The organism is Bradyrhizobium sp. I1.14.4, assembly GCF_050435825.1.
In the GTDB taxonomy this organism is placed as follows: Bacteria; Pseudomonadota; Alphaproteobacteria; order Rhizobiales; family Xanthobacteraceae; genus Bradyrhizobium.
In genome coordinates, this window is record NZ_JBNDLA010000009.1 from 54,932 (window position 1) to 76,380 (window position 21,449).

Here is a 21,449-nt window from a genome sequence, read left to right on the forward strand (position 1 = left end):
TGATGATCGCATCTTGCGGGAGGACGCAATGCGGTCCCTGTTTCGCCTGCTCGCCGCGTTGGTGCTGTGCGTACAGCCCGCGCTCGCCTGGGAGTATTGGGGCGGGGACCGCGGCGGTACACGCTTCTCGCCGCTGACGCAGATCACGCCTGACAATGTCGGCACGCTGGTGCGTGGCTGGGAATTCCGCACCGGCGACCTCGACGTCCGCCCGCCCGAGGTCATGAAGCGCACCAAGCTTGAAGTGACGCCGCTGTTCGTCGAGGACAGCCTGATCTTCTGCACGCCGTTCAACGAAGTGATCGCGCTCGATCCCGGCACCGGCGCGCAGAAATGGCGCTTCGATCCGAGGATCAGCATGGCGCAGCGGCCGGCCAATCGCTTCGTCTGCCGCGGCGTCGCGCACTGGACCGATGATCGTGCCGCTGAAGGAGCTGCCTGCAAGTCACGCATCTTCACCGGCACCAATGACACGCGCCTGATCGCGCTCGATGCCGGGACCGGCAAGCCCTGCGCCGATTTCGGCAACGCTGGCGAGATCAAGATCGATGCCGGGATGAAGCTGGAATGGCCGGGCGAGTTTCAGATCACATCGGCACCGGTGACAGGCCGCGGTGTCGTCGTGGTCGGCTCCGCGTTCGGCGACAACCGGCGGGTCGATGCGCCCGTCGGCGCGGTGCGCGCCTTCGATGCACGGACCGGCCAGCCGCGCTGGACGTTCGATCCGCTCGTGCATGACGGGGTCGAGGCCGGCCACAGCAACGTCTGGGCGCCGATGTCGGTGGACGAGGAGCGGGGCCTGGTGTTCCTGCCGACGACATCCCCCAGTCCCGACTTCTGGGGCGGCAAGCGTCCCGGCAATGACGAGCATGCCAATTCCGTCGTCGCGCTACGGATCGAGACCGGCGAGCTCGCATGGGCATTCCAGACCGTGCATCACGACGTCTGGGACTACGACCTCCCGGCGCAGCCGACGCTGGCGCGGATCGATACCGGTTCGGGCTTGCGCGACGTCGTGATCCAGCCGACCAAGCAGGGTTTCGTGTTCGTGCTCGACCGCGACACCGGCAAGCCGGTGTGGCCGGTGGAGGAGCGCGCCGTGCCGCAGAACGGCGCCGAGGGCGAGCAACTATCGCCGACGCAGCCGTTCCCAACCCATGTGCCGCCGCTGCTGACGCAGCGGATCACCGCCGATGATGCGTTCGGCTTGATGCCGGGCTTCGAGCGTGCTGCCTGCGAGACGTTGCTCGGGCAATCGCGCAACGAGGGGCTGTACACGCCGCCATCGACCCAAGGCACCGCGATCTATCCGATGACCGGCGGCGGCGTGAACTGGGGCAGCGCGGCGTTCGACCCGGTCAGCCAGGTCCTCGTCGCCAATGTCAGCCACGCCGTGCAGATCGTGACGCTGATTCCGCGCGACCAGGCCAACGGCTTCAATCCGCCGCCCGGCCATGATTTCGGCCGGCAGGAAGGCGCGCCGTTTGCAATGTCGCGGGTGGTGGCGAAGTCGCCGCTCGGTACGCTCTGCAACAAGCCGCCTTGGGGCGAGACAGTGGCGGTCGATCTCAAGGCCGGCAAGATCCTCTGGCATTCGTCGGTCGGCACCAGCGAGGATCTCGCGCCGCTCGGCATCGCGCTCAATACCGGCACCCCGCTGGTCAATGGCGTCGCGATCACCGCGGGCGGACTGGTGTTCACCGGCGCGATGGATGCCTATCTGCGCGCGTTTGATGCCAGGTCGGGCAAACAATTGTGGCTCGGCCGGCTTCCGGTGCCGGGCGTCGCCAATCCGATCACCTATCTCTGGAAGGGCGAGCAGTATGTCGTGATCGGCGCCGGCGGCCATTCCGAAGCCGGCACATCGATCGGCGACAGTGTGGTGGCCTTCCGCCTGCCGCGCCAGGGCGAAGGTGTTTCGCTGTGGTCGCGCCTGATCGATCGTCCTGGCGGGCGGCTGACCGTCAAGGCGGTCGCTGGCGGTCTCGTGCTCGTCGCCCTCGTTGCGCTGTTGTGGCGCTGGCGGCGGAGCCGCCGCTCGCGATCCGCTTAGGTGCTCCTGCCGCAGGTGCGCGCCGCCAAAATATCGAAAACAACCCCATGCAAAGGAGCCGGCGGCTGCCGGCGTTCGAAGAGCAACTTGACACGTCGGGCAAATCAGGGGCATATTTCGACTATTCCGAAATGGTGCAAGCGCGATGAAGTCAGGCTGAATCGGCTTGGCGGCATTCCTGCATCCCCCCGCAACCGGAGAGGGAGCGCAGGTTCTTTGCAGATGCAATTGGATCTGGGCGTGGACTCATAAAATCTGGGATATCGCTTCCGAGAGGAAATGCGACACGCGGCGCAGACCACGGGGATGTCACCTTGTGGACCAACTTCGCCGCCTCCGACTGGTCCGGTAGTGGGTGCAGTCCGGACTTCTCATCAACGATCCTCGACCGCCGCATTTGACCCGAACCGGACTATTCCGGCTGATGTTGCAGATGCTATGGACGTGAAATGTCGCGCATTTTGTGCATGCTTGCCATCGCACTCCTCGGCATTGCCGGATGGGGTTTCATGTCCGTGATGGCAGAGCTGGCGAAGTCGTATCCTCAGGAGCCGTTGGATACCTTATCTCGTAGATTTGAGGTCGATGAATTCATCTGGAGTCCCCGTGCGCCGCTGCCATTGCGGAGACAATATATCGCTACACAAGCTTGCGCGGTCCCGGCGTTCCTCTGCCTTGCGGCGCTAGTGTGGATCAATGAGCCACGCCCCGATGTCCGTACATTGGGGATTATTGCCTTTTGCGCCATTTCAGCTCTCGTAGCCGCTCTTCTGGCTTGGAAGGCCCTTCGGCGAGGGGGATGACACGTTCAGGAAAACGGAAAGGCTGCTTTTGGCCCTGGCCGGACATTCCCCAAAGCATCGCCGATGTCGGCTTTTGAGGGCGACATGGACCTCGCTATCCCCGCCCGCATACACTGGATTTTGAGTACACGCCCTGTTCTCATCACGTTTTAGCGCTGCGCCATCATAAATCAGAAGCACGAATTCTCAATCCGCGCATCGAAACGACGTGCGGGACGGTCTGTGCGGTGCCATGCTTGCGTTCGCCGCGGTGCTTCGTTTACGACGCGCGAGCGGAAGCGCCGGGCTTCCTGTTGATTTCAAAATACTTGCCGATGGAGATTGCGATGAAGAAGATCGCGGCATCGTCAATACCGCCGAGGCCGTGCTCGGCAAGTCAATCCTGCAGCGTGATTGGCCCGAACCCCTCATGGTGAGGAGCGCGGAACGCGCGTCTCTGTACGATGCTTCGAATCGCCAGGCGAACCATGAGGCCGGGCTGGTGGCCTCGTCCTTCGAGACGCTTGCCGCGGAAGCTCCTCGTCTACGCAGCTTGCTCAGTGTCATCAACCGCGCATGCGGGTGATCCAGTATTCCAGAGACGGTCGTGGCTTGAGCCGATAGGCCGCGGCGTACTGGGCCGCCCGGTCCCGTCTCCGCTAAGGCTTCGACGAGGCCACAAGTGCCTGGCACGCCGAAGCTTTAGCGGAGGCGGCGAGCCGGGCGACGATAACAGTGGATGAGGACAAAGTTTCACATCCAGGATGAGGAGATACACCGTCTATGATGCAAGAGCTCTATCCCGGCAGCATCGCGAACGCGCTCGACACCATCGCCACCGGCTTGTTGTCGGTGGCGGAGGATAGCGTGACGCGGCCGAAGCTCATGGTGCGGCCGAGCCTGACCACGCGCGCCTCGGCCAGCACGTCGGACGCGGTCACCGCGCGCATGAAATGCGTGGTCTGGTCGACCGTCGTCATCGGCCGATAGCCCTTGTTGGCGGCGAGGTTGGCGAGCACCATCGCGGTGTCGGCGAACGCCATCAGCGCCTGGCCGCAGACGATGCCGCCATTGCGGCACAACCGCTCGGAAAACGGCATGCGCAGGACGGCACCGGGCTGCCAGCCGGCATCGCCGCCGGCGGGCGGCGCAAACTCGAACTGCTCGACCGACAGATTGAGGTCCTGCACCCACGGCGCAAAGACGTCGCCGAGCACGCGTTTCGCGTCGTCGATCCCGAATTCACCGGCCTGCTGCATGACGTTCCGTTCCCTCCGCTGATGTTCTTGCTTGCTGATTTATTGCCTAGTTGCGCGTGACATGCACGTCAGGCCGCTTGCCGTCATTCCACTTGCCGTCGATCGCCCGCTCGATCTGGGCGGCGAGCTGCAGCAACAGCCCGTCATCGGCCTGCTTTCCAATCGCCTGGATGCCGAGCGGCAGGCCGTGCTCGTTGGTTGCGAGCGGCAGCGAGATCGCCGGGATGCCGCAGAGATTGGCGAGCGGCGTGAAAGCGAAGTTGCGCCAGAGATTGCCGAACCAGTCCAGCACCGACGGATTGTCGCTGATGGTGAGATATTCCGTGGTGCCGACCTTCGGCGTCGGCAGCGCCGTGATCGGCGTCAGGATGATGTCCCAGTTCTCGAAGAAGGCGCCGAAGCCGCGCGCCGTGGTGTTGAAGGTTGCCTGCATGCGCGCGCGGTCGGCGAAGCTAAAGTGCCGGCCGTGCTCCCAGATCCGGATATTGATCGGCTCGATCAGGTCCGCCGGTGGACGCTCCAATCCGCGCGCGGCGAGCATGTTGCCGATTACAACGGCGAAGTTGCTGATGTAGCAGGTGGTCTGCGCCGCGAAGGCTTCGCGATAGTCGATCGACGGCAGGGCGTGATCGACCTGATGGCCGAGGCCTTCGAGGAAGCGTCCGACCCGTTCGAGCTCGGCGGCGATATGCGGCGTCGCGCGATAGTCGCCCCAGCTGTGCGACAGCGCGATCCTGAGCCGGCCGGGGTCGCGCGCGATCATCGCCGTATATGGTTCAGCCGAAGTCCAGAACGGCATGAACTCGCCGGGCGCCGGACCGCGACAGGCATCGACGAAGCCAGCGGTGTCGCGCACCGAGCGCGACTGGCAGCCCTGGATCGAGACCAGCCCGGTCAGATCGGACAGATGCGGCGCGAGCGAGAACACGCCGCGCGACACTTTCAGCCCGATATTGCCGTTGACGCCGGCGGGAATCCGGATCGAGCCGCCGCCATCGGTCGCGTGTGCGATCGGCACGGCGCCGGCGGCAACCATCGCCGCGCTGCCGGCCGACGAGCCGCAGGTGGTGTAATCGGTGTTCCAGAGATTGCGCGTGACATAGACCGCAGGATTTTCGGCCGAGCTGCAGACCCCGAACTCCGGCGTGGTGGTGCGGCCGATCAAATTGAGACCGGCCTTGCGCATCTGCGCCGTCAGGAAGGTGTCGGCTGCGGCGCGATTGCCGCGCATCATCAGCGAGCCCATCTCCTGCAGCCGTCCCTTCAAGGTCGGGCCGAGGTCCTTCATCAGGAAGGGCAGGCCGGCGAACGGACCGTTCAGATCGGCGCCGTCGCGCGCGGGATCGGCGATCACGTCGTCGAACAGCTCGACCACGCCCGAGAGCGCGGGATCGACCTTGGCCGTGGCGGCGGCAGCCTGCGACGCCAACTCCCGGGGCGTCAGCTCGCCGTTCCGGACGCGCTCCGCGAGCGCCGTCCCGTCATGCCGCGTCCACTCGTCCCAGCTCATCGCCAAAGTCATTTGATCGATTCCTTGTCTGCTTTGTTGCGCAGTGTAATTTGAGCGGCCGCCCGGTCAAACCATCGCGCGACCGCTGCGCTCTGATGCGCGATCGCTGCGGTGCAAGCGCTGTGCCCGGCTTGAAAATGCCCCAGTTTTGGCGCCCAATTGCCCCTCGTCAGTGGCGGGGGCGCACATGTTCCGCAGGCTGGTGTTGCTGGGCGGCGTGATTGCGATCGGGCTTGCGCTCAGTGGCTGCACGCGATGCGGTCCGATCTGGGACGACTGGATGCAGTCACCGAAATCCTGCAAGTCAGACCACCTCTAGGGCAGCGACAGGCTCGCTTGGCGGCGGCTTTCTTGCGGTGATATACCGCTGACGAAAATGCAAGGAGCGTTCTCATGAGAGTTTTGTGCGCAGTCGCGGTTGCGGTGCTGCTGTCGGCGCCGGCCTATGCGCAGCAGATGCCCAACATCAACCTGATGCCTGAGTTGAAGAGCAAGACCCAGGAGGAAAAGGATCAGGACGCGGTCAACGACAAGGCCTACAAGGACTCGCTCAGGAAGATTCCCGACGCCAAGGGATCGTCCGATCCCTGGGGGGTCGTGCGCAGCGATCCGCCGAAGGCGGCGGCTCATCCCGCCAAGCCGAAGACCAAGACCGGAAGCTCCGCGCAGCCCGGAAGCTCCGCGCCGCGCAGCCAGTAAGAGCCGTTCGGCCGGCTTCGTTCCGTCGACTGCAGACTCGGATTCTCCCGGCGTCGTCCCTATAATGAGGGCGTCGTCAGTTGGTCCGGAGTTGCGGCAATGGTGTTTCGTCCGCGCGATCTCGCCAGCCGGATGGCCGAGCGGCGGAAGCCGGATGACGGCTATCTGCGCGAGACCTTCAGCCTGCCACGCGATCAGGCCCGCCTGCGGGCGCGTGACTTTCTCAAGCGCTACCCGAAGGCCGCCTATATGAGCGCGGTTGAGAGCTGGCGCGAGCTGCCGGGCGGCGACATCGAGTTCACGATGCGCCGGCTGGCAAGCGCCGACTGAGGCGCGAGATCGCCCCATCGGCGCGCCGGAACTTGCCGGAAGGGCTGCGTCTCAATCCCCATCGCTGCGTCCGCGGGTGTGCCCCCGCCCGAGATTGTTCAGCTCGCGATCGATCCGCAACTGCACACGGCGGATCGCCAACAGGTCGAGCTTCGCTTCGGTCTTGCCCGTGAAGACCCGATCACCGATCTGGAAGCGCCATTTCCAGACGCCGGCGATCAGCTGAGTGACGCTGAATTCGATGCCCCTGTGGATCATCTGTAGCGGTTCCGCAAATGAATGGCGGTCGTCGATATTTAAACCAAAAGTTGTATCAATAATTAACACACGTCAAACGATAATGTGAGAGGTTGCGCCCGTTCGGGCGTCGTTAAAGGATCCTGGACGGGGATACGTCCGCCAGCGGCATCGCCAGTCCCGCAACCCGCAATTCGCACTGGTTGGGTTGACCCATGTTTATGAACACTGGTGGAACCCCGAGTCTTCCCTTGCGACGCTACGTAGTTTTTTCGGGCGTCAGGAGGGGTACCAAGGTAGTATGCAGATTGTGCCAAGCGGTCATCCCGGCGTCGCCAAGTGTGGCGGGTAATCTGTTGATTACGTGATAGATTTCAGGCCACGGTTACGTCGCTTGCTTCCGGAACTTTGTTCTGGTCCGGAGAACTACGGATCGTGGCCGGCGATCGCTGGATGCTGATGTTTGGGAGCGGAGTCCCGATGAGTCGCTCGACCCGGCGCAGGTCGGGGGCGCAGATCGGGCAATGCTGGCGATGGCCGCCAGGATGGTCGGGATACCGCTTAGGTCGCGCGCGGTTTTGATCGCCCCATAACGGCCGACGAATCCCAATGACTTCATTGCCGATCCGTTCGAAGACAGCATCGTGCGCGCGAATTCGGTAGTCCTACTGAGAACGCACTAAAGCACGGTTATGGCTGGCTTAATTCGATTACGCGAAGGTTGCCTTCCTGCTCAAAACAAACGGCCCCAACAGGGGGCCGCCAACCCGTCCCGGACGGGTTTTCCTCCAGCAGTCGGGGGGCTACCTGTCTGGCTGGGGGCGATAAACCGACGCGCTGCAAGGCCGATTGTTCCAGTAAACATTCGCGCTCCGAATGATAGGAACGGATCGCGACCCACAGGAAATTATGGGGCCAGAACATTTGCTGGCCCTCTCAGTAGTCCTACCGAGACCATCGGCTAAGCCTTGGTTGCCATTCGGTAAAACCAAAACAGGCCACTGCAAAAATCAGATTAGGCCACTACGGGTTAAAACAAGCCAGCACCTATCCGCCGGTGTTGTCCTAATTAGGACAGTCTCGGATGGGAATTAGGACACTTGTCAAATGGAGGTAACCCAGGAGGGTCCGCTTCCCCGTTCGCGCTTTCGCGATATGGTGAATTGCGCTCTCGTCCGGAACGAGAGTTGAGTATGGCGCTCCGGATAGAGGACGCAGAGGCCCTGACGCACTAGCCCCCGTTGGGGCCTTTGTCGTTTGCGGCGCTGCCAAGCGCACAAACGCCGCCCGCTTAAAATACATGCGGAGCGGCGCTAGCTTCTAGCCCCAGGAAGGATGTGCAAAATCCTGATGAGGATAAGTCTGCACGAAAACGCGTAAAAGTTAATACCTCCGACGAGGTAGGTTTGGCGCGCATAGGAACGAGCGCAGCGCGGCCACTCGGGGCGGGAAACCCCGACACTGTTGCACGCAGAGAGGCGCCCTTCACAAAACTGCAAAACGACTTTGCGATACTGCTGGCTTAGCTACTGCCATCTTCGGTTAAGAGGCATTTCAAGTGGCTAGGGGCCGTCGATTAGATGCGGCCGGCGGCCCCATTGCCCCTCATTGCTCTCACGGTCTTTGGCTGGATCGTGAGCCGGTAGGCAACGAGGTGTTCGCCGTCGAGCTTCTCCAGCGTCGTATCGCATGCCGGGCAATGATATTCGCCCTTGGAGCCAGGTTGGGACGACAACTCCAATCGTCGGAAGCCCGCGCCGCAGCATCGACAAGTTACGTCCGTTTTCTTCATCGTGCCGCTTCCCATCTCGCTTGTGCTAGTTTGATGAAATTGGAGCGGCGGAACTATGTTCGGGGTCGGTGAAAGATTGATTGCTCATGCCCGACATTTTGATCCGTTGCCCGAAGACGGGAAGGCCCGTTCAGACCGGCTTGGACACTGAGACGGTCATCCTTGAGACGCTGCCAAGTGTCGCGCTTCCGGCCCAGTGTCCGTATTGCGGGAAAGTGCACTACTGGATGCCGACGGAGGCTTGGATCTGGCAAGGTGGGAAACCGGTACCGCACTAACTCTTAGGAACTCTGTTCATCCACGGAGAACCCCGTAAGACTTCTGCGCTGTGGAAAAGAACAGTTGGCGGACCATAACAATTGCTATGGGCAGAACATCGGATTGCCGACTCAGTAGTCCTACCGAGAACAGGCGCTAAGCCTTGGTTGATGTTCGCTTAATCGTAATTTGGACACTCTCAAAATCAACTTAGGACACTGAGCTTTAAATGCGGACAGCACCTATCCGCCTGAAAGAACATATTGCGAACATAGAACAAACGTGGTACGAGGTTCCAGTCAACAACGCATTCCGCCTGATCTCATCGCCCGTTTTTCCCGCTAGCGAATCCCCGCCATAAGGAGCACATCCCAAATGTCCGCCACCGCACTGCGTATCGTCGAAGGATCCTCCATGGACAAGTCCAAGGCCCTCTCAGCCGCGCTCTCCCAGATCGAGCGGCAGTTCGGCAAGGGCTCGGTGATGAAGCTCGGCAAGAACGACCGTTCGATGGATGTCGAGACGGTGTCGTCGGGCTCGCTGGGGCTCGACATTGCGCTCGGCGTCGGCGGTCTGCCGAAGGGGCGTGTCGTCGAGATCTACGGGCCGGAATCGTCGGGCAAGACCACGCTGGCGCTGCACACCGTGGCGGAAGGCCAGAAGAAGGGCGGCATCTGCGCCTTCATCGACGCCGAGCACGCGCTCGATCCGGTCTATGCGCGCAAGCTCGGCGTCAACATCGACGAGCTCCTGATCTCGCAGCCCGATACCGGCGAGCAGGCGCTGGAGATTTGCGACACGCTGGTGCGCTCCGGTGCGGTCGACGTGCTGGTGATCGATTCGGTCGCGGCGCTGGTGCCGAAGGCCGAGCTCGAGGGCGAGATGGGCGATGCGCTGCCGGGCCTGCAGGCGCGCCTGATGAGCCAGGCGCTGCGCAAGCTCACCGCCTCGATCAACAAGTCCCATACCATGGTGATCTTCATCAACCAGATCCGCATGAAGATCGGCGTGATGTACGGCTCGCCGGAGACCACCACCGGCGGCAACGCGCTGAAGTTCTATGCCTCGGTCCGTCTCGACATCCGCCGCATCGGCGCGATCAAGGAGCGCGACGAGGTCGTCGGCAACACCACCCGCGTCAAGGTGGTGAAGAACAAGCTGGCACCGCCGTTCAAGCAGGTCGAGTTCGACATCATGTACGGCGAGGGCGTCTCCAAGATGGGCGAGATCCTCGACCTCGGCGTCAAGGCCGGCATCGTCGAGAAATCGGGCGCCTGGTTCTCCTATGACAGCCAGCGGCTCGGCCAGGGACGCGAGAATTCCAAGGCATTCCTGAAGGCGAATCCCGACATCACCGCCAAGATCGAGGCCGCGATCCGGCAGAATTCCGGCCTGATCTCCGAGCAGATCCTCGCCGGCACGCCCGAGCGCGACGCCGAGGGCGAGGAGCCCGCCGACGAGTAAGCCTCAAGGCTCAATCATTTCGCTGCAAGCGGGCGCTGAGGACGTTGAGTTGCCGACGTCTTCGGCGCCCGTTTCGTTTTGACGCTGGCGTTCAGTGAGTTGAACCGATGAGACGTCTGATCTTGACCGGTCCGTCCGGCACCGATCTGGAGCGTGTAGGTCTGGCCGAGGACGTTCTTCCGGTTTGTTTTCGGTTTGCCTGGGGATCGTTGCCTTCGTCACTGCAGCTCGATGCCTATTTTGGTGCGCGAGCGGATCAGGCTTCCGGAAATCATTGGTCGGATTGGTGCTCTCGGTCTCAGCATGCCAAAGCCTGCAAGGATCTTGCGTTCAGCGATTATTGCGCGCCTTTCGATGCTCTTGAACTATGGTTTGACCCGGACCCCAACGATCAATTGCAGCTGATTTGGTTGCTGGACCTTTTCAGGGCGTGGCCCGAAATGGCAGCCAAGCTGCAATTGCGTCTCGTCGGATTCGAGCTGAGGACAATGAGCGAGACGTGGCGTGGATGGAACGAGGTGCCGCTTGTCAACATCAGACCGGCGGACATCGAGACAGCGGCCGTATGCTGGCAGGCCTATCGAGCGACCACTCCCGAGGCCTGTTTCGATGCGTTGCATCGGGACCTGAGTGGCTTACCCTTGCTAAGACCGGCGCTGCTTGACCTGCTTCGGGAGCTGCCGTGGAGCACAACAGGGCTCGGTGCCACGGAAATGCGCCTGCTCGAGCTGATCGCGGCGGGTTTCATGGGTACCAACGCGCTGTTCTACCTTCGCGGCTTCCGTCAGCGCGGCGTATTCAACGATATGGAAATCGGCAGGCTGCTCCAGGGCCTCGCGCATGGACCGCAGCCCGCGATCGTCGGGCTCGACGATGAGTTGCGCATCATCGCCCCTGAGAATTTGCGAGCCCGCATGGAGGCCTATCAGCGAAGCCGACTGTCGCTGACTGAGTTTGGCAAGGCCATCCTCGCGCACCAGGAGGACTTCAGTCGTCATAATCCGATCGATCGCTGGTGGGGAGGCACGCATCTTACCAATGACAATCTCTGGCGCTGGGCTCCGACACTAGTCAAAGGCTAACGCCTGATCGGGGAGCGGACCCGTTATGACTCAATCCGCACAACGCGGATTGGCAATCGGCTTACCCCTGCGCCAGCGCCTTTTCCCGGCTTGCGATCAGCGTCCGCAAGTCCTCCGTCACGGCAACCGACTGATGCGTCTTCTGGTCGGTCGCGACCCAGATGATCTCGCCGGTCGCGCGCAGGTCCTCGGAGCCCTTGGCGAAGATCGCGAGCGCAAGCACGATTGAGGAACGGCCGATCCGTGCGACCCGCACGCAGACCTCGATGTCCTCGTCGAACCGGATCGGCGCCTTGTACTCGACCACCGACTTCACGGTGTGGAAGTCGATGCCGGTCCGCGCCACTTCGCCGAGATAGTCGTAGCCGAGCGCGCGAAAATATTCGGTGATCGCGGTGTCGAAATAGGTGAGGTAGTGGGCGTTGAACACCACGGCCTGCGCGTCGACCTCGGAATAGCGGACGCGAAACGGGAAATGAAACCAGAATTCCTCGCGCATGTTTCCTCCTGCCCGGGCGGCCCTCGTTATCGTTCGTCTCGCGATCCGCTTCGGCCGGTGCGGGTCGCGGACGAGCGAAACGACGAATTCTTTTCGTTGTAGATGGTGGGTTGAGCCGGAGGGCTCAACCCGTGTTTTGATGTCCGGGCGACGCAAGTCCCCCCGAAGCACGTTGCCCGGCTATTCCGCCGCCTGCGCGTAATCCTCGACCGGTGGGCACGAGCACACCAGGTTACGATCGCCATAGACATTGTCGACGCGGCCGACCGGGCTCCAGTATTTGTCGGAACGCGACACGCCGGCGGGGAAGCAGCCCTCGGCGCGGGTGTAGGCCCGGTTCCAGGCGTCGTCGGCGATGTCGTGGACGGTGTGCGGCGCGTGGCGCAGCGGCGAGGCCTCGACCTTCCAGCGGCCCTTCTCGATCTCCGCGATCTCGTTGCGGATTGCGATCATGGCGTCGCAGAACCGGTCGATCTCGAACTTCGATTCCGATTCCGTCGGCTCGATCATCAGCGTGCCCGCCACCGGGAAGCTCATGGTCGGCGCATGGAAGCCGTAGTCGATCAGCCGCTTGGCGATGTCGTCCACAGTGACGCCGCTGGTGGTCTTCAGCGCCCGCGGGTCGACGATGCACTCATGCGCGACGCGGCCCTTGGCGTTGCGATACAGCACCGGGAAGTGCGGCTGCAGCCGCGCGGCGATGTAGTTCGCATTGAGGATCGCAATCTCGGTGGCGCGTGTGAGCCCTTCGCCGCCCATCATCAGGATGTAGATGTAGGAGATGGTCAGGATCGACGCCGAGCCGAACGGTGCGGCCGAGACCGGACCGATGGCGTGCGCGATCGCGCCGTCGGTTGCGGGATGGCGATTCTCGGGATGACTTGGCAGATAAGGCGCAAGATGCGCCTTGACGCCGATCGGGCCCATGCCGGGGCCGCCGCCGCCATGCGGAATGCAGAAGGTCTTGTGCAGATTGAGATGGCTGACATCGGCGCCGTAATCGCCGGGCCGCGACAGCCCGACCTGCGCGTTCATGTTGGCGCCGTCGAGATAGACCTGGCCGCCATGCGCGTGCACGATGTCGCAGATCTCGCTGATATGCTCCTCGAACACGCCGTGGGTCGACGGATAGGTGATCATCACAGCGGCGAGGTCTTTCGAATGCTTCTCCGCCTTGGTGCGGAGGTCGCTGACGTCGACGTCGCCGCGCGCATCGCACGACACCACCACGACCTCCATGCCGACCATCGCGGCTGAGGCCGGATTGGTGCCGTGCGCGGAGGAGGGGATCAGGCAGACCTTGCGGTGCGGCTCGCCGCGCGCGAGGTGATAGCCCCGGATGGCGAGAAGCCCGGCATATTCGCCCTGCGCCCCGGAATTCGGCTGCAGCGAGACCGCGTCATAGCCTGTCATGTCGCACAACCACTGTTCCAGCCGCTTGAACAGCGTGTGATAGCCCTTGGCTTGATCGGCCGGCGCGAACGGATGCAGATTGCCGAACGCCGGCCAGGTCAGCGGGATCATTTCGGTGGTGGCGTTGAGCTTCATCGTGCAGGAGCCGAGCGGGATCATCGCGCGGTCGAGCGCGAGGTCACGATCACTGAGCTTGCGCATGTAGCGCAGCAGCTCGGTCTCCGAGCGATGCGTGTTGAACACGGGATGAGTGAGGAAGGCGCTGGTGCGCCGCAGATCCTTCGGCAGCGCCTCGCGTGCGGCCGCCTCGATCTCGGCATAGCCGAGCTTGCCGCCGAACGCGCGCCACACCGCCTCGACGGTCTCCGGCGTCGTGGTCTCGTCGAGCGCGATGCCGAGCGTGGTTGCGCCGATCCGCAGATTGATCCGTTCCGCCAGCGCGCGGGCGACGAGCTCGTTCTGCTTGCTGCCGGCCTCGACGGTCACGGTGTCGAAGAAGGCTTCGCTCACAGGCGCAAAGCCGAGCTTGCGCAGGCCTGCGGCGAGCACGGTGGCACGGCGGTGCACGCTGCGTGCGATATGGGTGAGACCCTCGGGGCCGTGATAGACCGCATACATCGAGGCGATCACGGCGAGCAGCACCTGCGCGGTGCAGATGTTGGAGGTCGCCTTTTCGCGGCGGATATGCTGTTCGCGGGTCTGCAAAGCGAGGCGATAGGCCGGCTGCCCACGCGAATCCACCGAGAGGCCGACGATGCGGCCGGGCAGCGAACGCTTCAGCGTGTCGCGCACCGCCATGTAGGCGGCGTGCGGTCCGCCATAGCCCATCGGCACGCCGAACCGCTGTGCCGAGCCGACGGCAATATCGGCACCGAGTTCGCCGGGCGAGGTCAGCAGAGCCAGCGACAGCAGGTCCGCGGCGACGATTGCAAGCGCGCCCTTGGCGCGCAGCGATGCGATCGCCGGCCGGAGGTCGCGCACCGCGCCCGACGTTCCCGGATATTGCAGCAGCGCGCCGAGCACATCGGCCTTGTCGAGCTCGGTGAGGGGATCGCCGACGACGAGGGCCCAGCCCAGCGGGGCGGCGCGCGTGCGCATCACCGCCAGCGTCTGCGGATGCACCTCCTTGTCGACGAAGAACACCTTCGCCTTCACCTGCGAGTGGCGCTCGGCGAGCGCCATTGCTTCGGCGGCCGCGGTCGCCTCGTCGAGCAGCGAGGCGTTGGCGACGTCGAGCCCGGTGAGGTCGCAGATGATGGTCTGGAAGTTGAACAGGGCTTCGAGCCGGCCCTGGCTGATCTCCGGCTGATACGGCGTATAGGCGGTGTACCAGGCCGGATTCTCAAGGATGTTGCGCTGGATCACCGCGGGCAGAATGGTGCCGGAATAGCCCTGGCCGATCAGCGACGTGAACACCTGGTTCTGCGCGGCGAGCTCGCTCATATGCGTGAGCGCTTCGGTCTCGCTCAGCGCGCGGCCGAGATCGAGCGGCGCTTTCTGGCGGATCGATGCCGGCAGCGTCTCGTTCATCAGCGCCTGCAGGCTCGTGGCGCCGGCCGTCTCCAGCATCGCGTTGATGTCGCGCGGCGATGGTCCGATGTGTCGGCGGACGAAATCGGTGGCGGCTTCGTTGATCGGCTTGAAGGGCGCGTTCATGGGGTGATCCTCAGGCGGTGTGGGCGGCGTAGGCGGCCTCGTCCATCAGGCCACCGAGCTCGCCCTTGTCGGCGATTCTGAGCTTGAAGAACCAGGCCTTGCCGCCGGCATCCGAATTGACCAGCGCGGGCTCGGCAGCGAGGTCCTCGTTGACTTCGATCACCTCGCCGCTGATCGGCGCGTAGACGTCGGAGGCGGCCTTGACGGATTCGACGACCGCGGCGGCCTCGGCCTTCGTCAGGCTGCGGCCGACCTTGGGCAGTTCGACGAACACGACGTCGCCGAGCTGCGACTGGGCGTAATCGGTGATCCCGATCGTGGCGACGTCGCCCTCGATACGGAGCCATTCGTGGTCGGACGTGTACAGCGTCGTCATGTGGTCCTCTAGCGTTTGTAGGTGTTGGGTACGAAGGGCGTGGCGGCGACTTTCAGCGGCAGCCGCTGGCCGCGCACTTCGGCAAAAACCGTGGTGCCGACGGCGGAAAGGGAGGTGGGCAGATAGCCCATTGCGACCGGCGCATTGAGGCTCGGACCGAAGCCGCCCGAGGTCACCTTGCCGATCTGCTCGGTCGAGGTCGGATCGGCGAACAGCGCGGCGCCTTCGCGGACCGGCGCGCGGCCATCGGGCTTCAGGCCGACGCGGCGGCGGGCGGCGCCGTCGGCGAATTGCGCGAGAATCTTGTCGGCGCCGGGAAAACCACCGGCGCGGGCGCCGCCGCTGCGGCGGATCTTCTGCACCGACCATTCCAGCGCGCCTTCGACCGGCGTCGTCGTGGTGTCGATATCGTGGCCATAGAGGCAGAGCCCGGCTTCGAGCCGCAGGCTGTCGCGCGCGCCGAGCCCGATCGGCAGCACGTCGGGATCGTCCAACAGCGCGGTGACCAGGGCTTCCGCCTTGTCAGCGGGCACGGAGATCTCAAAGCCGTCCTCGCCGGTATAGCCGGAGCGTGAGACGAAGCAGTCGATGTCGGCGACGCGACGCGGACCGGCGTCCATGAATTTCATCGAACCGACATCGGCACAAAGTTTCGCCAGCGCCGATTCGGCTTTCGGCCCCTGCAGCGCGATCAGCGCGCGGTCGGCCAGCGACACGATTTCGCAAGCGTCGGAGAGATGCGCGCGCAGGTGCGCCTCGTCCTCGGCCTTGCAGGCGGCGTTGACCACCAGGAACAGGTGATCGCCGAAATTCGCCACCATCAGGTCGTCGAGCAGGCCGCCATCCGCGTTGGTGAATTGCGCGTAGCGCTGCCGTCCCGGCGCGATGCCGACAATGTCCTGCGGCACCAGTTTTTCGAGCGCGAGCGCCGCGTCGGCGACCTTGCCGGATTTGGCGTTCAGCACGAGCTGTCCCATGTGGGACACGTCGAACAGGCCGGCTTCCTTGCGGGTGTGCAGATGCTCCTTCAGCACGCCGGCCGTGTATTGCACCGGCATGTCGTAGCCGGCGAACGGCACCATCTTGGCCCCGCGCGCCAGATGCAGCGCGTGCAGCGGGGTCTGTTTCAGCGGTGAAGTTTCGTGCGCAAGCATCACGGGGCCCTCGCAGTTCCCGCCAGGGACCTATTTCCCCTTGAGAAACCTGCAGAAAGCCCCATCTGTCGCTGTGCCTGAGAGTATTATCCCGTCGGCGGACGCATCGGGGAGAACCCCAGCGCCTCTTTCCAGATGTCAGACGTCACGCGGTCCGTTTGCCTGAGAGTTTCCGGGGCGGTTGCTCCTTCGGCGCCGGCGCAAGGCCGGTCTCTCCCGACGTGACTAGGTACAGGTAGGTAGAAAACACCGCGCCACCAAGACTGTCAACGCGGCTGCAGCAACTATCCAATGGGCTTTGTGCTCCCGCGGCAAGCCCATGATCCGCCTGCACAGTTTCTGGACACCGCAGCTAGCCTTGTCTAAAAGCGTTCGGCCGGAAAATGACGCCTTTTTGCGGCTGGCCGGCCCCTTTTTCCGATTGGATGAACATGAGCAGCGTCAACGACATCAGGTCGACATTTCTGAACTACTTCAAGGCGAACGGCCACGAGATCGTGCCGTCGTCGCCGCTGGTTCCGCGGAATGACCCGACCCTGATGTTCACCAATGCCGGCATGGTGCAGTTCAAAAACGTCTTCACCGGTGTCGAGAAGCGCGGCTATCAGCGCGCGACGACGTCGCAGAAGTGCGTGCGCGCCGGCGGCAAGCATAACGACCTCGACAATGTCGGATATACCGCGCGCCATCTCACCTTCTTCGAGATGCTCGGCAACTTCTCGTTCGGCGACTACTTCAAGGAGCGCGCGATCGAGCTCGCCTGGAATCTGATCACCAAGGATTTCGGGCTCAAGAAAGACAAGCTGCTGGTCACCGTCTACCACACCGACGACGAGGCGGCCGGCTACTGGAAGAAGATCGCCGGCTTCTCGGACGATCGCATCATCCGCATCGCGACCTCGGACAATTTCTGGGCGATGGGCGACACCGGTCCATGTGGCCCATGCTCCGAGATTTTCATCGACCGCGGCGAGCATATCTGGGGCGGACGTCCGGGCAGCCCCGAGGAGGACGGCGATCGCTTCCTCGAATTCTGGAACCTGGTGTTCATGCAGTACGAGCAGGTGACGAAAGAGGAGCGCGTGGCGCTGCCGCGTCCCTCGATCGACACCGGCATGGGTCTGGAGCGTATGGCGGCCATCCTGCAGGGCGTCGACAGCGTGTTCGAGACCGATCTGTTCCGTAACCTGATCGATGCGGCGGCATCGGCCCTCGGCCACGGACCGAGCGAGCAGAACGTTGCGTCGTACCGGGTGATCGCGGACCATCTGCGCTCGTCGGCGTTCCTGATCGCCGACGGCGTGCTGCCGTCGAACGAGGGCCGCGGCTATGTGCTGCGGCGGATCATGCGCCGCGCGATGCGCCATGCGCAGCTTCTGGGCGCGAGCGATCCGCTGATGCATCGCCTGGTCTGGGCGCTGGTCCGCGAGATGGGCCAGGCCTATCCGGATCTGGTGCGTGCGGAGAGCCTGATCGAGGAGACGCTGCGGCTGGAGGAGGTGCGCTTCCGCAAGACGCTGGTGCGCGGCCTGTCGATCCTCGACGAGAAGAGCGCCGGTCTCAAGAAGGGCGACATGTTCGACGGCGACACCGCGTTCACGCTGTACGACACCTATGGCTTCCCGCTGGACCTGACGCAGGACGCGCTGAAGTCGCGCGGCATCAGCGTCGACCAGGCGGCGTTCACCGATGCGATGGAGCGACAGCGGGTGAAGGCCCGCGCCTCCTGGGCCGGCTCTGGTGAAGCGGCGAGCGAGGCGATCTGGTTCCCGCTGCGCGAGAAGCTCGGCGCCACCGAATTCCTCGGCTATGAGACCGAGAGCGCGGAAGGCGTGGTGACGGCGCTGGTCAAGGACGGCGCCGAGGTCGACGGCCTCAAGGCCGGCGAGAGCGGCGCGATCGTGCTGAACCAGACGCCGTTCTATGCCGAGTCCGGTGGTCAGGTCGGCGACGTCGGCACCCTCACTGGCGAAGGCGTCAAGTTCCGCGTCACCGACATGCAGAAGAAGGCCGGCGATCTGTTCGTGCATCTCGGCACGGTGGAGCAGGGCACGCTGAGCGTCGGTACCGCGCTGCAGCTCGAGGTCGACCACGCCAGGCGGTCGTCGATCCGCGCCAACCATTCGGCGACCCATCTGTTGCACGAGGCGCTGCGCCAGGTGCTCGGCGATCACATCGCGCAGCGCGGCTCGCTGGTCGCGCCCGATCGCCTGCGCTTCGATTTCGTGCATCCGAAGCCGATCACGCCGGAAGAACTCGCCCGGGTCGAGGACATCGCCAACGATGTCGTGCTCGAGAATGACGAAGTGACGACCCGGGTCATGGGCGTCGACGACGCCCGCGAAGCCGGTGCGCGCGCGCTGTTCGGGGAGAAATACGGCGACGAGGTTCGCGTCGTCTCGATGGGCAAGAGCGCCCGCGAGCACGGCCAGAACGCGCTTGGCTGGTCGGTCGAGCTCTGCGGCGGCACCCATGTCCGCCGCACCGGCGACATCGGCCTGATTTCGGTGACAAGCGAGAGCGCGGTCGCCTCCGGCGTTCGCCGCATCGAAGCGCTGACCGGGCGCCACGCGCGCAAGCATGCCAACGACACCATCGCGCTGGCCAAGACCGCGGCGGCCGAGCTGCGCACCACGATCGAGGATGTGCCGGCGCGCATCGCCGCCCTGATGGAGGAGCGCAAGAAGCTCGAGCGCGACCTGTCGGATGCGCGCAAGAAGCTCGCGATGGGCGGCGGAGCGTCGTCGAATGGAGCCGCCTCCGCCGTTCGCGAGGTCGGCAACGTCAAGCTCTTGGCGCGCGCGGTCGAGGGCGTCGAGACCAAGGACCTGAAGAGCCTCGTCGACGACGGCAAGAAGCAGATCGGCTCGGGTGTGGTCGCGATCATCGGCGTCACCGAGGACGGCAAGGCCGGCATCGTGGTCGGCGTCACCGCCGATCTGACCTCGCGCTTCAACGCGGTCGAACTGGTGCGCAAGGGCTCCGAGGTGCTCGGCGGCAAGGGCGGCGGCGGCCGGCCCGACATGGCGCAGGCCGGCGGGCCCGACGGCGCCAAGGCGGACGCCGCGCTGTCCGCGATCGAGCAGGCCATGACTCAACAGGCATCGGCCGGCGCCTGACGGAGAGGCTGATCGTGGCGACTCCGGGCAAGCCCACGATCAGCGATCCCGGGCTGCGCGACCGTCTCTACGAGCTGCTCGAGCAGGACCACCTGCCATATTCGGTCGGCGCGCGATTCGTCCGGGTCGTCGTCGCGATCATCACCGTCGATGTGCTGGCGGCGATCCTGGCGTCGGTGCCCGAGATCGATGCCCAGCTGTGGTGGCTGTTCACTACGATCGAAATCGCCGCGGTCATCGCCTTCGCGCTGGAATATGCAGCGCGGCTGTGGAGCGTGGTCGGCCGCTCGCTGCGCGATATGACGCCGCTGCAGGCGCGGCTCGAATACGCCTTCTCGGCGCTCGGCGTGATCGACCTGCTCGCCTTCCTGCCGTCGGCCATCGCCCTTGCGATCGGTGACAAGACGGCACTGGTGCTGTTCGGCATGCTGCCGTTCCTGAAGCTGGTGCGGTACTCGACCGCGATGCGCTCGCTGTTGGCGGCGCTGCATGCCGAGCGGCGCACGCTGTTCGGCTGCGTGGTGATCCTGACCGGCGCGGTACTGCTGTTCGCCTCGCTGCTCTATGCCATCGAGCACAGGGTGCAGCCGGACAAGTTCGGCACAATGCCGCAGGCGATGTGGTGGGCGATCGTGACGCTCGGCACCGTCGGTTATGGTGACGTCGTTCCGGTGACGCCGCTCGGCCGGATCGTCACCGTGGTTGCGATCGTAATCGGCTTTGCGATGATCGCGCTGCCTGTCGCGATCATCTCGACCGCGTTCGCCGACGAGGTCCGGCGCCGCGACTTCGTGGTGACATGGGGCATGCTGGCGCGGGTGCCGCTGTTCTCGCATCTCAACGCCGCCGATATCGCCGACATCATGCGCTTGCTGAGGTCGCAGACCATCGAGGCCGGCGAGGTGCTGGTGCGGCGCGGAGATGCGGCGTCATCGATGTATTTCATCACCGCGGGCGAAGTCGAGATCGACCTGCCGAGCCAGCGGGTGCGGCTTGCCGACGGCGCGTTCTTCGGCGAGATCGCGCTGCTCAGGCGCACCAACCGCTCCGGCACGGTGACGGCAACGCGGAAGACCAAGCTCTTGGTGCTCGATGCGCAGGACTTCCATGCCCTGATCGAACGGATGCCGGCGCTCGCCGCGCATGTCCGCGAGACGGCGGAGGCGCGGCTTGCCGACCCGCTCGCCGCCGGTGGCGATCTTGCCGCCGGCGAAATCGCCCAGGCGCCGGGCGAGACCGACGGCGGTATCCGCGACTAGTCGCGTCGCAGGAATACGTAATCCGCCGAATACGCCGCGCTCTTCAACGCGCCGGCCTTGTCGCAGGCGCCGTCGAGCTCGCCGCCCGAGGTATTGATCCGCTGCACCGTGGCGACGCCAGAGAGCAGGCCGTTGCCGCGATGGGAGATCACCTCGAGCTTCAGCCAGGGAATGTCCGCTGGCGTCGCGCCCGGCGCGCTGCCGGCGGTGCGGGCGGTCACGGCGCTGCCGTCGACATCTTCCCAGTTCGGACCCGCATAATGCCGGCCGACGGTGCGGCCATCGGCGATCAGGGTGGCGATCGGTTCGCGGAACGACCAGGCGAGCTTGCCGTCGGTGACCGGCTTGCACTCATAAACCTGCGCGCCCTCGGCATGGACGGTGAGGACCGTGGACTCGCCGGGCGCCGCGACGGCGTCGGGCAGGGGATCGGCAGCGAGCGCCGCCGATCCGGTGAGCAATAACGATGCGAGCACGACGGCTCTGACAAGGGCCATGATATGCGCT

Annotated in this window: 17 protein-coding genes and 1 riboswitch; of the genes, 9 read left to right on the forward strand and 8 right to left on the reverse strand. The window is 64.3% G+C overall.

Annotated elements, in window-relative coordinates; translation table 11 throughout:
- The first annotated feature begins 28 nt into the window (after window positions 1-28).
- Both ABIB78_RS19695 and ABIB78_RS19700 read left to right on the forward strand, forming a co-directional pair.
- On the forward strand, window positions 29-2,053 hold the full coding sequence (locus ABIB78_RS19695; protein WP_429027556.1) for a pyrroloquinoline quinone-dependent dehydrogenase: 2,025 nt from the start codon (window positions 29-31) through the stop codon (window positions 2,051-2,053).
- Window positions 2,054-3,088: 1,035 nt separating this feature from the next.
- The gene (locus ABIB78_RS19700; protein WP_429027558.1) at window positions 3,089-3,421 is read left to right on the forward strand and encodes a hypothetical protein; all 333 of its coding nucleotides are present in this window, start codon (window positions 3,089-3,091) and stop codon (window positions 3,419-3,421) included.
- Between the two features lie 211 nt (window positions 3,422-3,632).
- Here the strand turns inward: ABIB78_RS19700 and ABIB78_RS19705 are convergent, their stop codons facing one another.
- Both ABIB78_RS19705 and ABIB78_RS19710 read right to left on the reverse strand, forming a co-directional pair.
- Window positions 3,633-4,094 (reverse strand): PaaI family thioesterase, encoded by a 462-nt coding sequence (locus ABIB78_RS19705; protein WP_429027560.1) that lies wholly within the window; start codon window positions 4,092-4,094, stop codon window positions 3,633-3,635.
- A 46-nt stretch (window positions 4,095-4,140) separates the two neighbouring features.
- Window positions 4,141-5,616: an amidase gene (locus ABIB78_RS19710; RefSeq protein ID WP_429027562.1), complete on the reverse strand. Its 1,476-nt coding sequence runs from the start codon at window positions 5,614-5,616 to the stop codon at window positions 4,141-4,143.
- Between the two features lie 175 nt (window positions 5,617-5,791).
- On the opposite strand from ABIB78_RS19710, the gene ABIB78_RS19715 reads away from it, so the two are divergent.
- The 3 genes from ABIB78_RS19715 to ABIB78_RS19725 all read left to right on the forward strand — a co-directional run bounded on the left by ABIB78_RS19715 (window position 5,792) and on the right by ABIB78_RS19725 (window position 6,633).
- Window positions 5,792-5,923 (forward strand): peptidylprolyl isomerase, encoded by a 132-nt coding sequence (locus tag ABIB78_RS19715; RefSeq protein WP_429027564.1) that lies wholly within the window; start codon window positions 5,792-5,794, stop codon window positions 5,921-5,923.
- Between the two features lie 74 nt (window positions 5,924-5,997).
- Window positions 5,998-6,303: a hypothetical protein gene (locus tag ABIB78_RS19720; protein WP_429027565.1), complete on the forward strand. Its 306-nt coding sequence runs from the start codon at window positions 5,998-6,000 to the stop codon at window positions 6,301-6,303.
- Window positions 6,304-6,402: 99 nt separating this feature from the next.
- Window positions 6,403-6,633: a hypothetical protein gene (locus tag ABIB78_RS19725; RefSeq protein ID WP_166207085.1), complete on the forward strand. Its 231-nt coding sequence runs from the start codon at window positions 6,403-6,405 to the stop codon at window positions 6,631-6,633.
- Window positions 6,634-6,684: 51 nt separating this feature from the next.
- Here ABIB78_RS19725 and ABIB78_RS19730 read toward each other — a convergent pair whose 3' ends face one another.
- On the reverse strand, window positions 6,685-6,891 hold the full coding sequence (locus ABIB78_RS19730; protein ID WP_429027978.1) for a hypothetical protein: 207 nt from the start codon (window positions 6,889-6,891) through the stop codon (window positions 6,685-6,687).
- Between the two features lie 2,404 nt (window positions 6,892-9,295).
- Here ABIB78_RS19730 and recA point away from each other — a divergent pair.
- Together recA and ABIB78_RS19740 are read left to right on the forward strand one after the other, a co-directional pair.
- The gene (recA, locus tag ABIB78_RS19735) at window positions 9,296-10,384 is read left to right on the forward strand and encodes a recombinase RecA (RefSeq protein WP_429027567.1); all 1,089 of its coding nucleotides are present in this window, start codon (window positions 9,296-9,298) and stop codon (window positions 10,382-10,384) included.
- A gap of 107 nt (window positions 10,385-10,491) precedes the next feature.
- Entirely contained in the window at window positions 10,492-11,466 is a 975-nt protein-coding gene (locus tag ABIB78_RS19740; protein ID WP_429027568.1) for a hypothetical protein, read from the forward strand.
- 61 nt (window positions 11,467-11,527) lie between these two features.
- On the opposite strand, the gene ABIB78_RS19745 is transcribed toward ABIB78_RS19740, so the two are convergent.
- The 4 genes from ABIB78_RS19745 to gcvT all read right to left on the reverse strand — a co-directional run bounded on the left by ABIB78_RS19745 (window position 11,528) and on the right by gcvT (window position 16,564).
- Entirely contained in the window at window positions 11,528-11,965 is a 438-nt protein-coding gene (locus tag ABIB78_RS19745; RefSeq protein WP_429027569.1) for an acyl-CoA thioesterase, read from the reverse strand.
- A 180-nt stretch (window positions 11,966-12,145) separates the two neighbouring features.
- The gene (gene gcvP, locus ABIB78_RS19750) at window positions 12,146-15,034 is read right to left on the reverse strand and encodes an aminomethyl-transferring glycine dehydrogenase (protein ID WP_429027571.1); all 2,889 of its coding nucleotides are present in this window, start codon (window positions 15,032-15,034) and stop codon (window positions 12,146-12,148) included.
- 10 nt (window positions 15,035-15,044) lie between these two features.
- Window positions 15,045-15,410, reverse strand: coding sequence for a glycine cleavage system protein GcvH (gene gcvH, locus ABIB78_RS19755; RefSeq protein WP_429027572.1), 366 nt, complete (start codon window positions 15,408-15,410; stop codon window positions 15,045-15,047).
- Between the two features lie 8 nt (window positions 15,411-15,418).
- Window positions 15,419-16,564, reverse strand: coding sequence for a glycine cleavage system aminomethyltransferase GcvT (gcvT, locus tag ABIB78_RS19760; RefSeq protein WP_429027574.1), 1,146 nt, complete (start codon window positions 16,562-16,564; stop codon window positions 15,419-15,421).
- A gap of 141 nt (window positions 16,565-16,705) precedes the next feature.
- Window positions 16,706-16,793, reverse strand: a riboswitch (glycine riboswitch).
- A gap of 202 nt (window positions 16,794-16,995) precedes the next feature.
- On the opposite strand from gcvT, the gene alaS reads away from it, so the two are divergent.
- Both alaS and ABIB78_RS19770 read left to right on the forward strand, forming a co-directional pair.
- A complete protein-coding gene (gene alaS / locus ABIB78_RS19765; RefSeq protein WP_429027577.1) occupies window positions 16,996-19,683 on the forward strand; it encodes an alanine--tRNA ligase in 2,688 nt (895 codons plus the stop codon).
- An 8-nt stretch (window positions 19,684-19,691) separates the two neighbouring features.
- A complete protein-coding gene (locus ABIB78_RS19770; protein WP_429027980.1) occupies window positions 19,692-20,942 on the forward strand; it encodes a cyclic nucleotide-gated ion channel in 1,251 nt (416 codons plus the stop codon).
- Here the strand turns inward: ABIB78_RS19770 and ABIB78_RS19775 are convergent.
- Window positions 20,939-21,439: a DUF3455 domain-containing protein gene (locus ABIB78_RS19775; protein WP_429027580.1), complete on the reverse strand. Its 501-nt coding sequence runs from the start codon at window positions 21,437-21,439 to the stop codon at window positions 20,939-20,941. The two genes, ABIB78_RS19770 and ABIB78_RS19775, sit on opposite strands and share 4 nt — an antisense overlap.
- Window positions 21,440-21,449: the final 10 nt, after the last annotated feature.

Bases quoted from the DNA above. Each gene is read 5' to 3' on its own strand.
- gcvH (WP_429027572.1), bottom strand. From the start codon at position 15,410: ATGACGACGCTGTACACGTCCGACCACGAATGGCTCCGTATCGAGGGC.
- ABIB78_RS19700 (WP_429027558.1), top strand. From the start codon at position 3,089: ATGCTTGCGTTCGCCGCGGTGCTTCGTTTACGACGCGCGAGCGGAAGC.
- gcvP (WP_429027571.1), bottom strand. From the start codon at position 15,034: ATGAACGCGCCCTTCAAGCCGATCAACGAAGCCGCCACCGATTTCGTC.
- ABIB78_RS19695 (WP_429027556.1), top strand. From the start codon at position 29: ATGCGGTCCCTGTTTCGCCTGCTCGCCGCGTTGGTGCTGTGCGTACAG.
- ABIB78_RS19710 (WP_429027562.1), bottom strand. From the start codon at position 5,616: ATGACTTTGGCGATGAGCTGGGACGAGTGGACGCGGCATGACGGGACG.
- recA (WP_429027567.1), top strand. From the start codon at position 9,296: ATGTCCGCCACCGCACTGCGTATCGTCGAAGGATCCTCCATGGACAAG.
- ABIB78_RS19730 (WP_429027978.1), bottom strand. From the start codon at position 6,891: ATGATCCACAGGGGCATCGAATTCAGCGTCACTCAGCTGATCGCCGGC.
- ABIB78_RS19740 (WP_429027568.1), top strand. From the start codon at position 10,492: ATGAGACGTCTGATCTTGACCGGTCCGTCCGGCACCGATCTGGAGCGT.
- alaS (WP_429027577.1), top strand. From the start codon at position 16,996: ATGAGCAGCGTCAACGACATCAGGTCGACATTTCTGAACTACTTCAAG.
- ABIB78_RS19725 (WP_166207085.1), top strand. From the start codon at position 6,403: ATGGTGTTTCGTCCGCGCGATCTCGCCAGCCGGATGGCCGAGCGGCGG.
- ABIB78_RS19715 (WP_429027564.1), top strand. From the start codon at position 5,792: ATGTTCCGCAGGCTGGTGTTGCTGGGCGGCGTGATTGCGATCGGGCTT.
- ABIB78_RS19775 (WP_429027580.1), bottom strand. From the start codon at position 21,439: ATGGCCCTTGTCAGAGCCGTCGTGCTCGCATCGTTATTGCTCACCGGA.
- ABIB78_RS19720 (WP_429027565.1), top strand. From the start codon at position 5,998: ATGAGAGTTTTGTGCGCAGTCGCGGTTGCGGTGCTGCTGTCGGCGCCG.
- ABIB78_RS19705 (WP_429027560.1), bottom strand. From the start codon at position 4,094: ATGCAGCAGGCCGGTGAATTCGGGATCGACGACGCGAAACGCGTGCTC.
- ABIB78_RS19745 (WP_429027569.1), bottom strand. From the start codon at position 11,965: ATGCGCGAGGAATTCTGGTTTCATTTCCCGTTTCGCGTCCGCTATTCC.
- gcvT (WP_429027574.1), bottom strand. From the start codon at position 16,564: ATGCTTGCGCACGAAACTTCACCGCTGAAACAGACCCCGCTGCACGCG.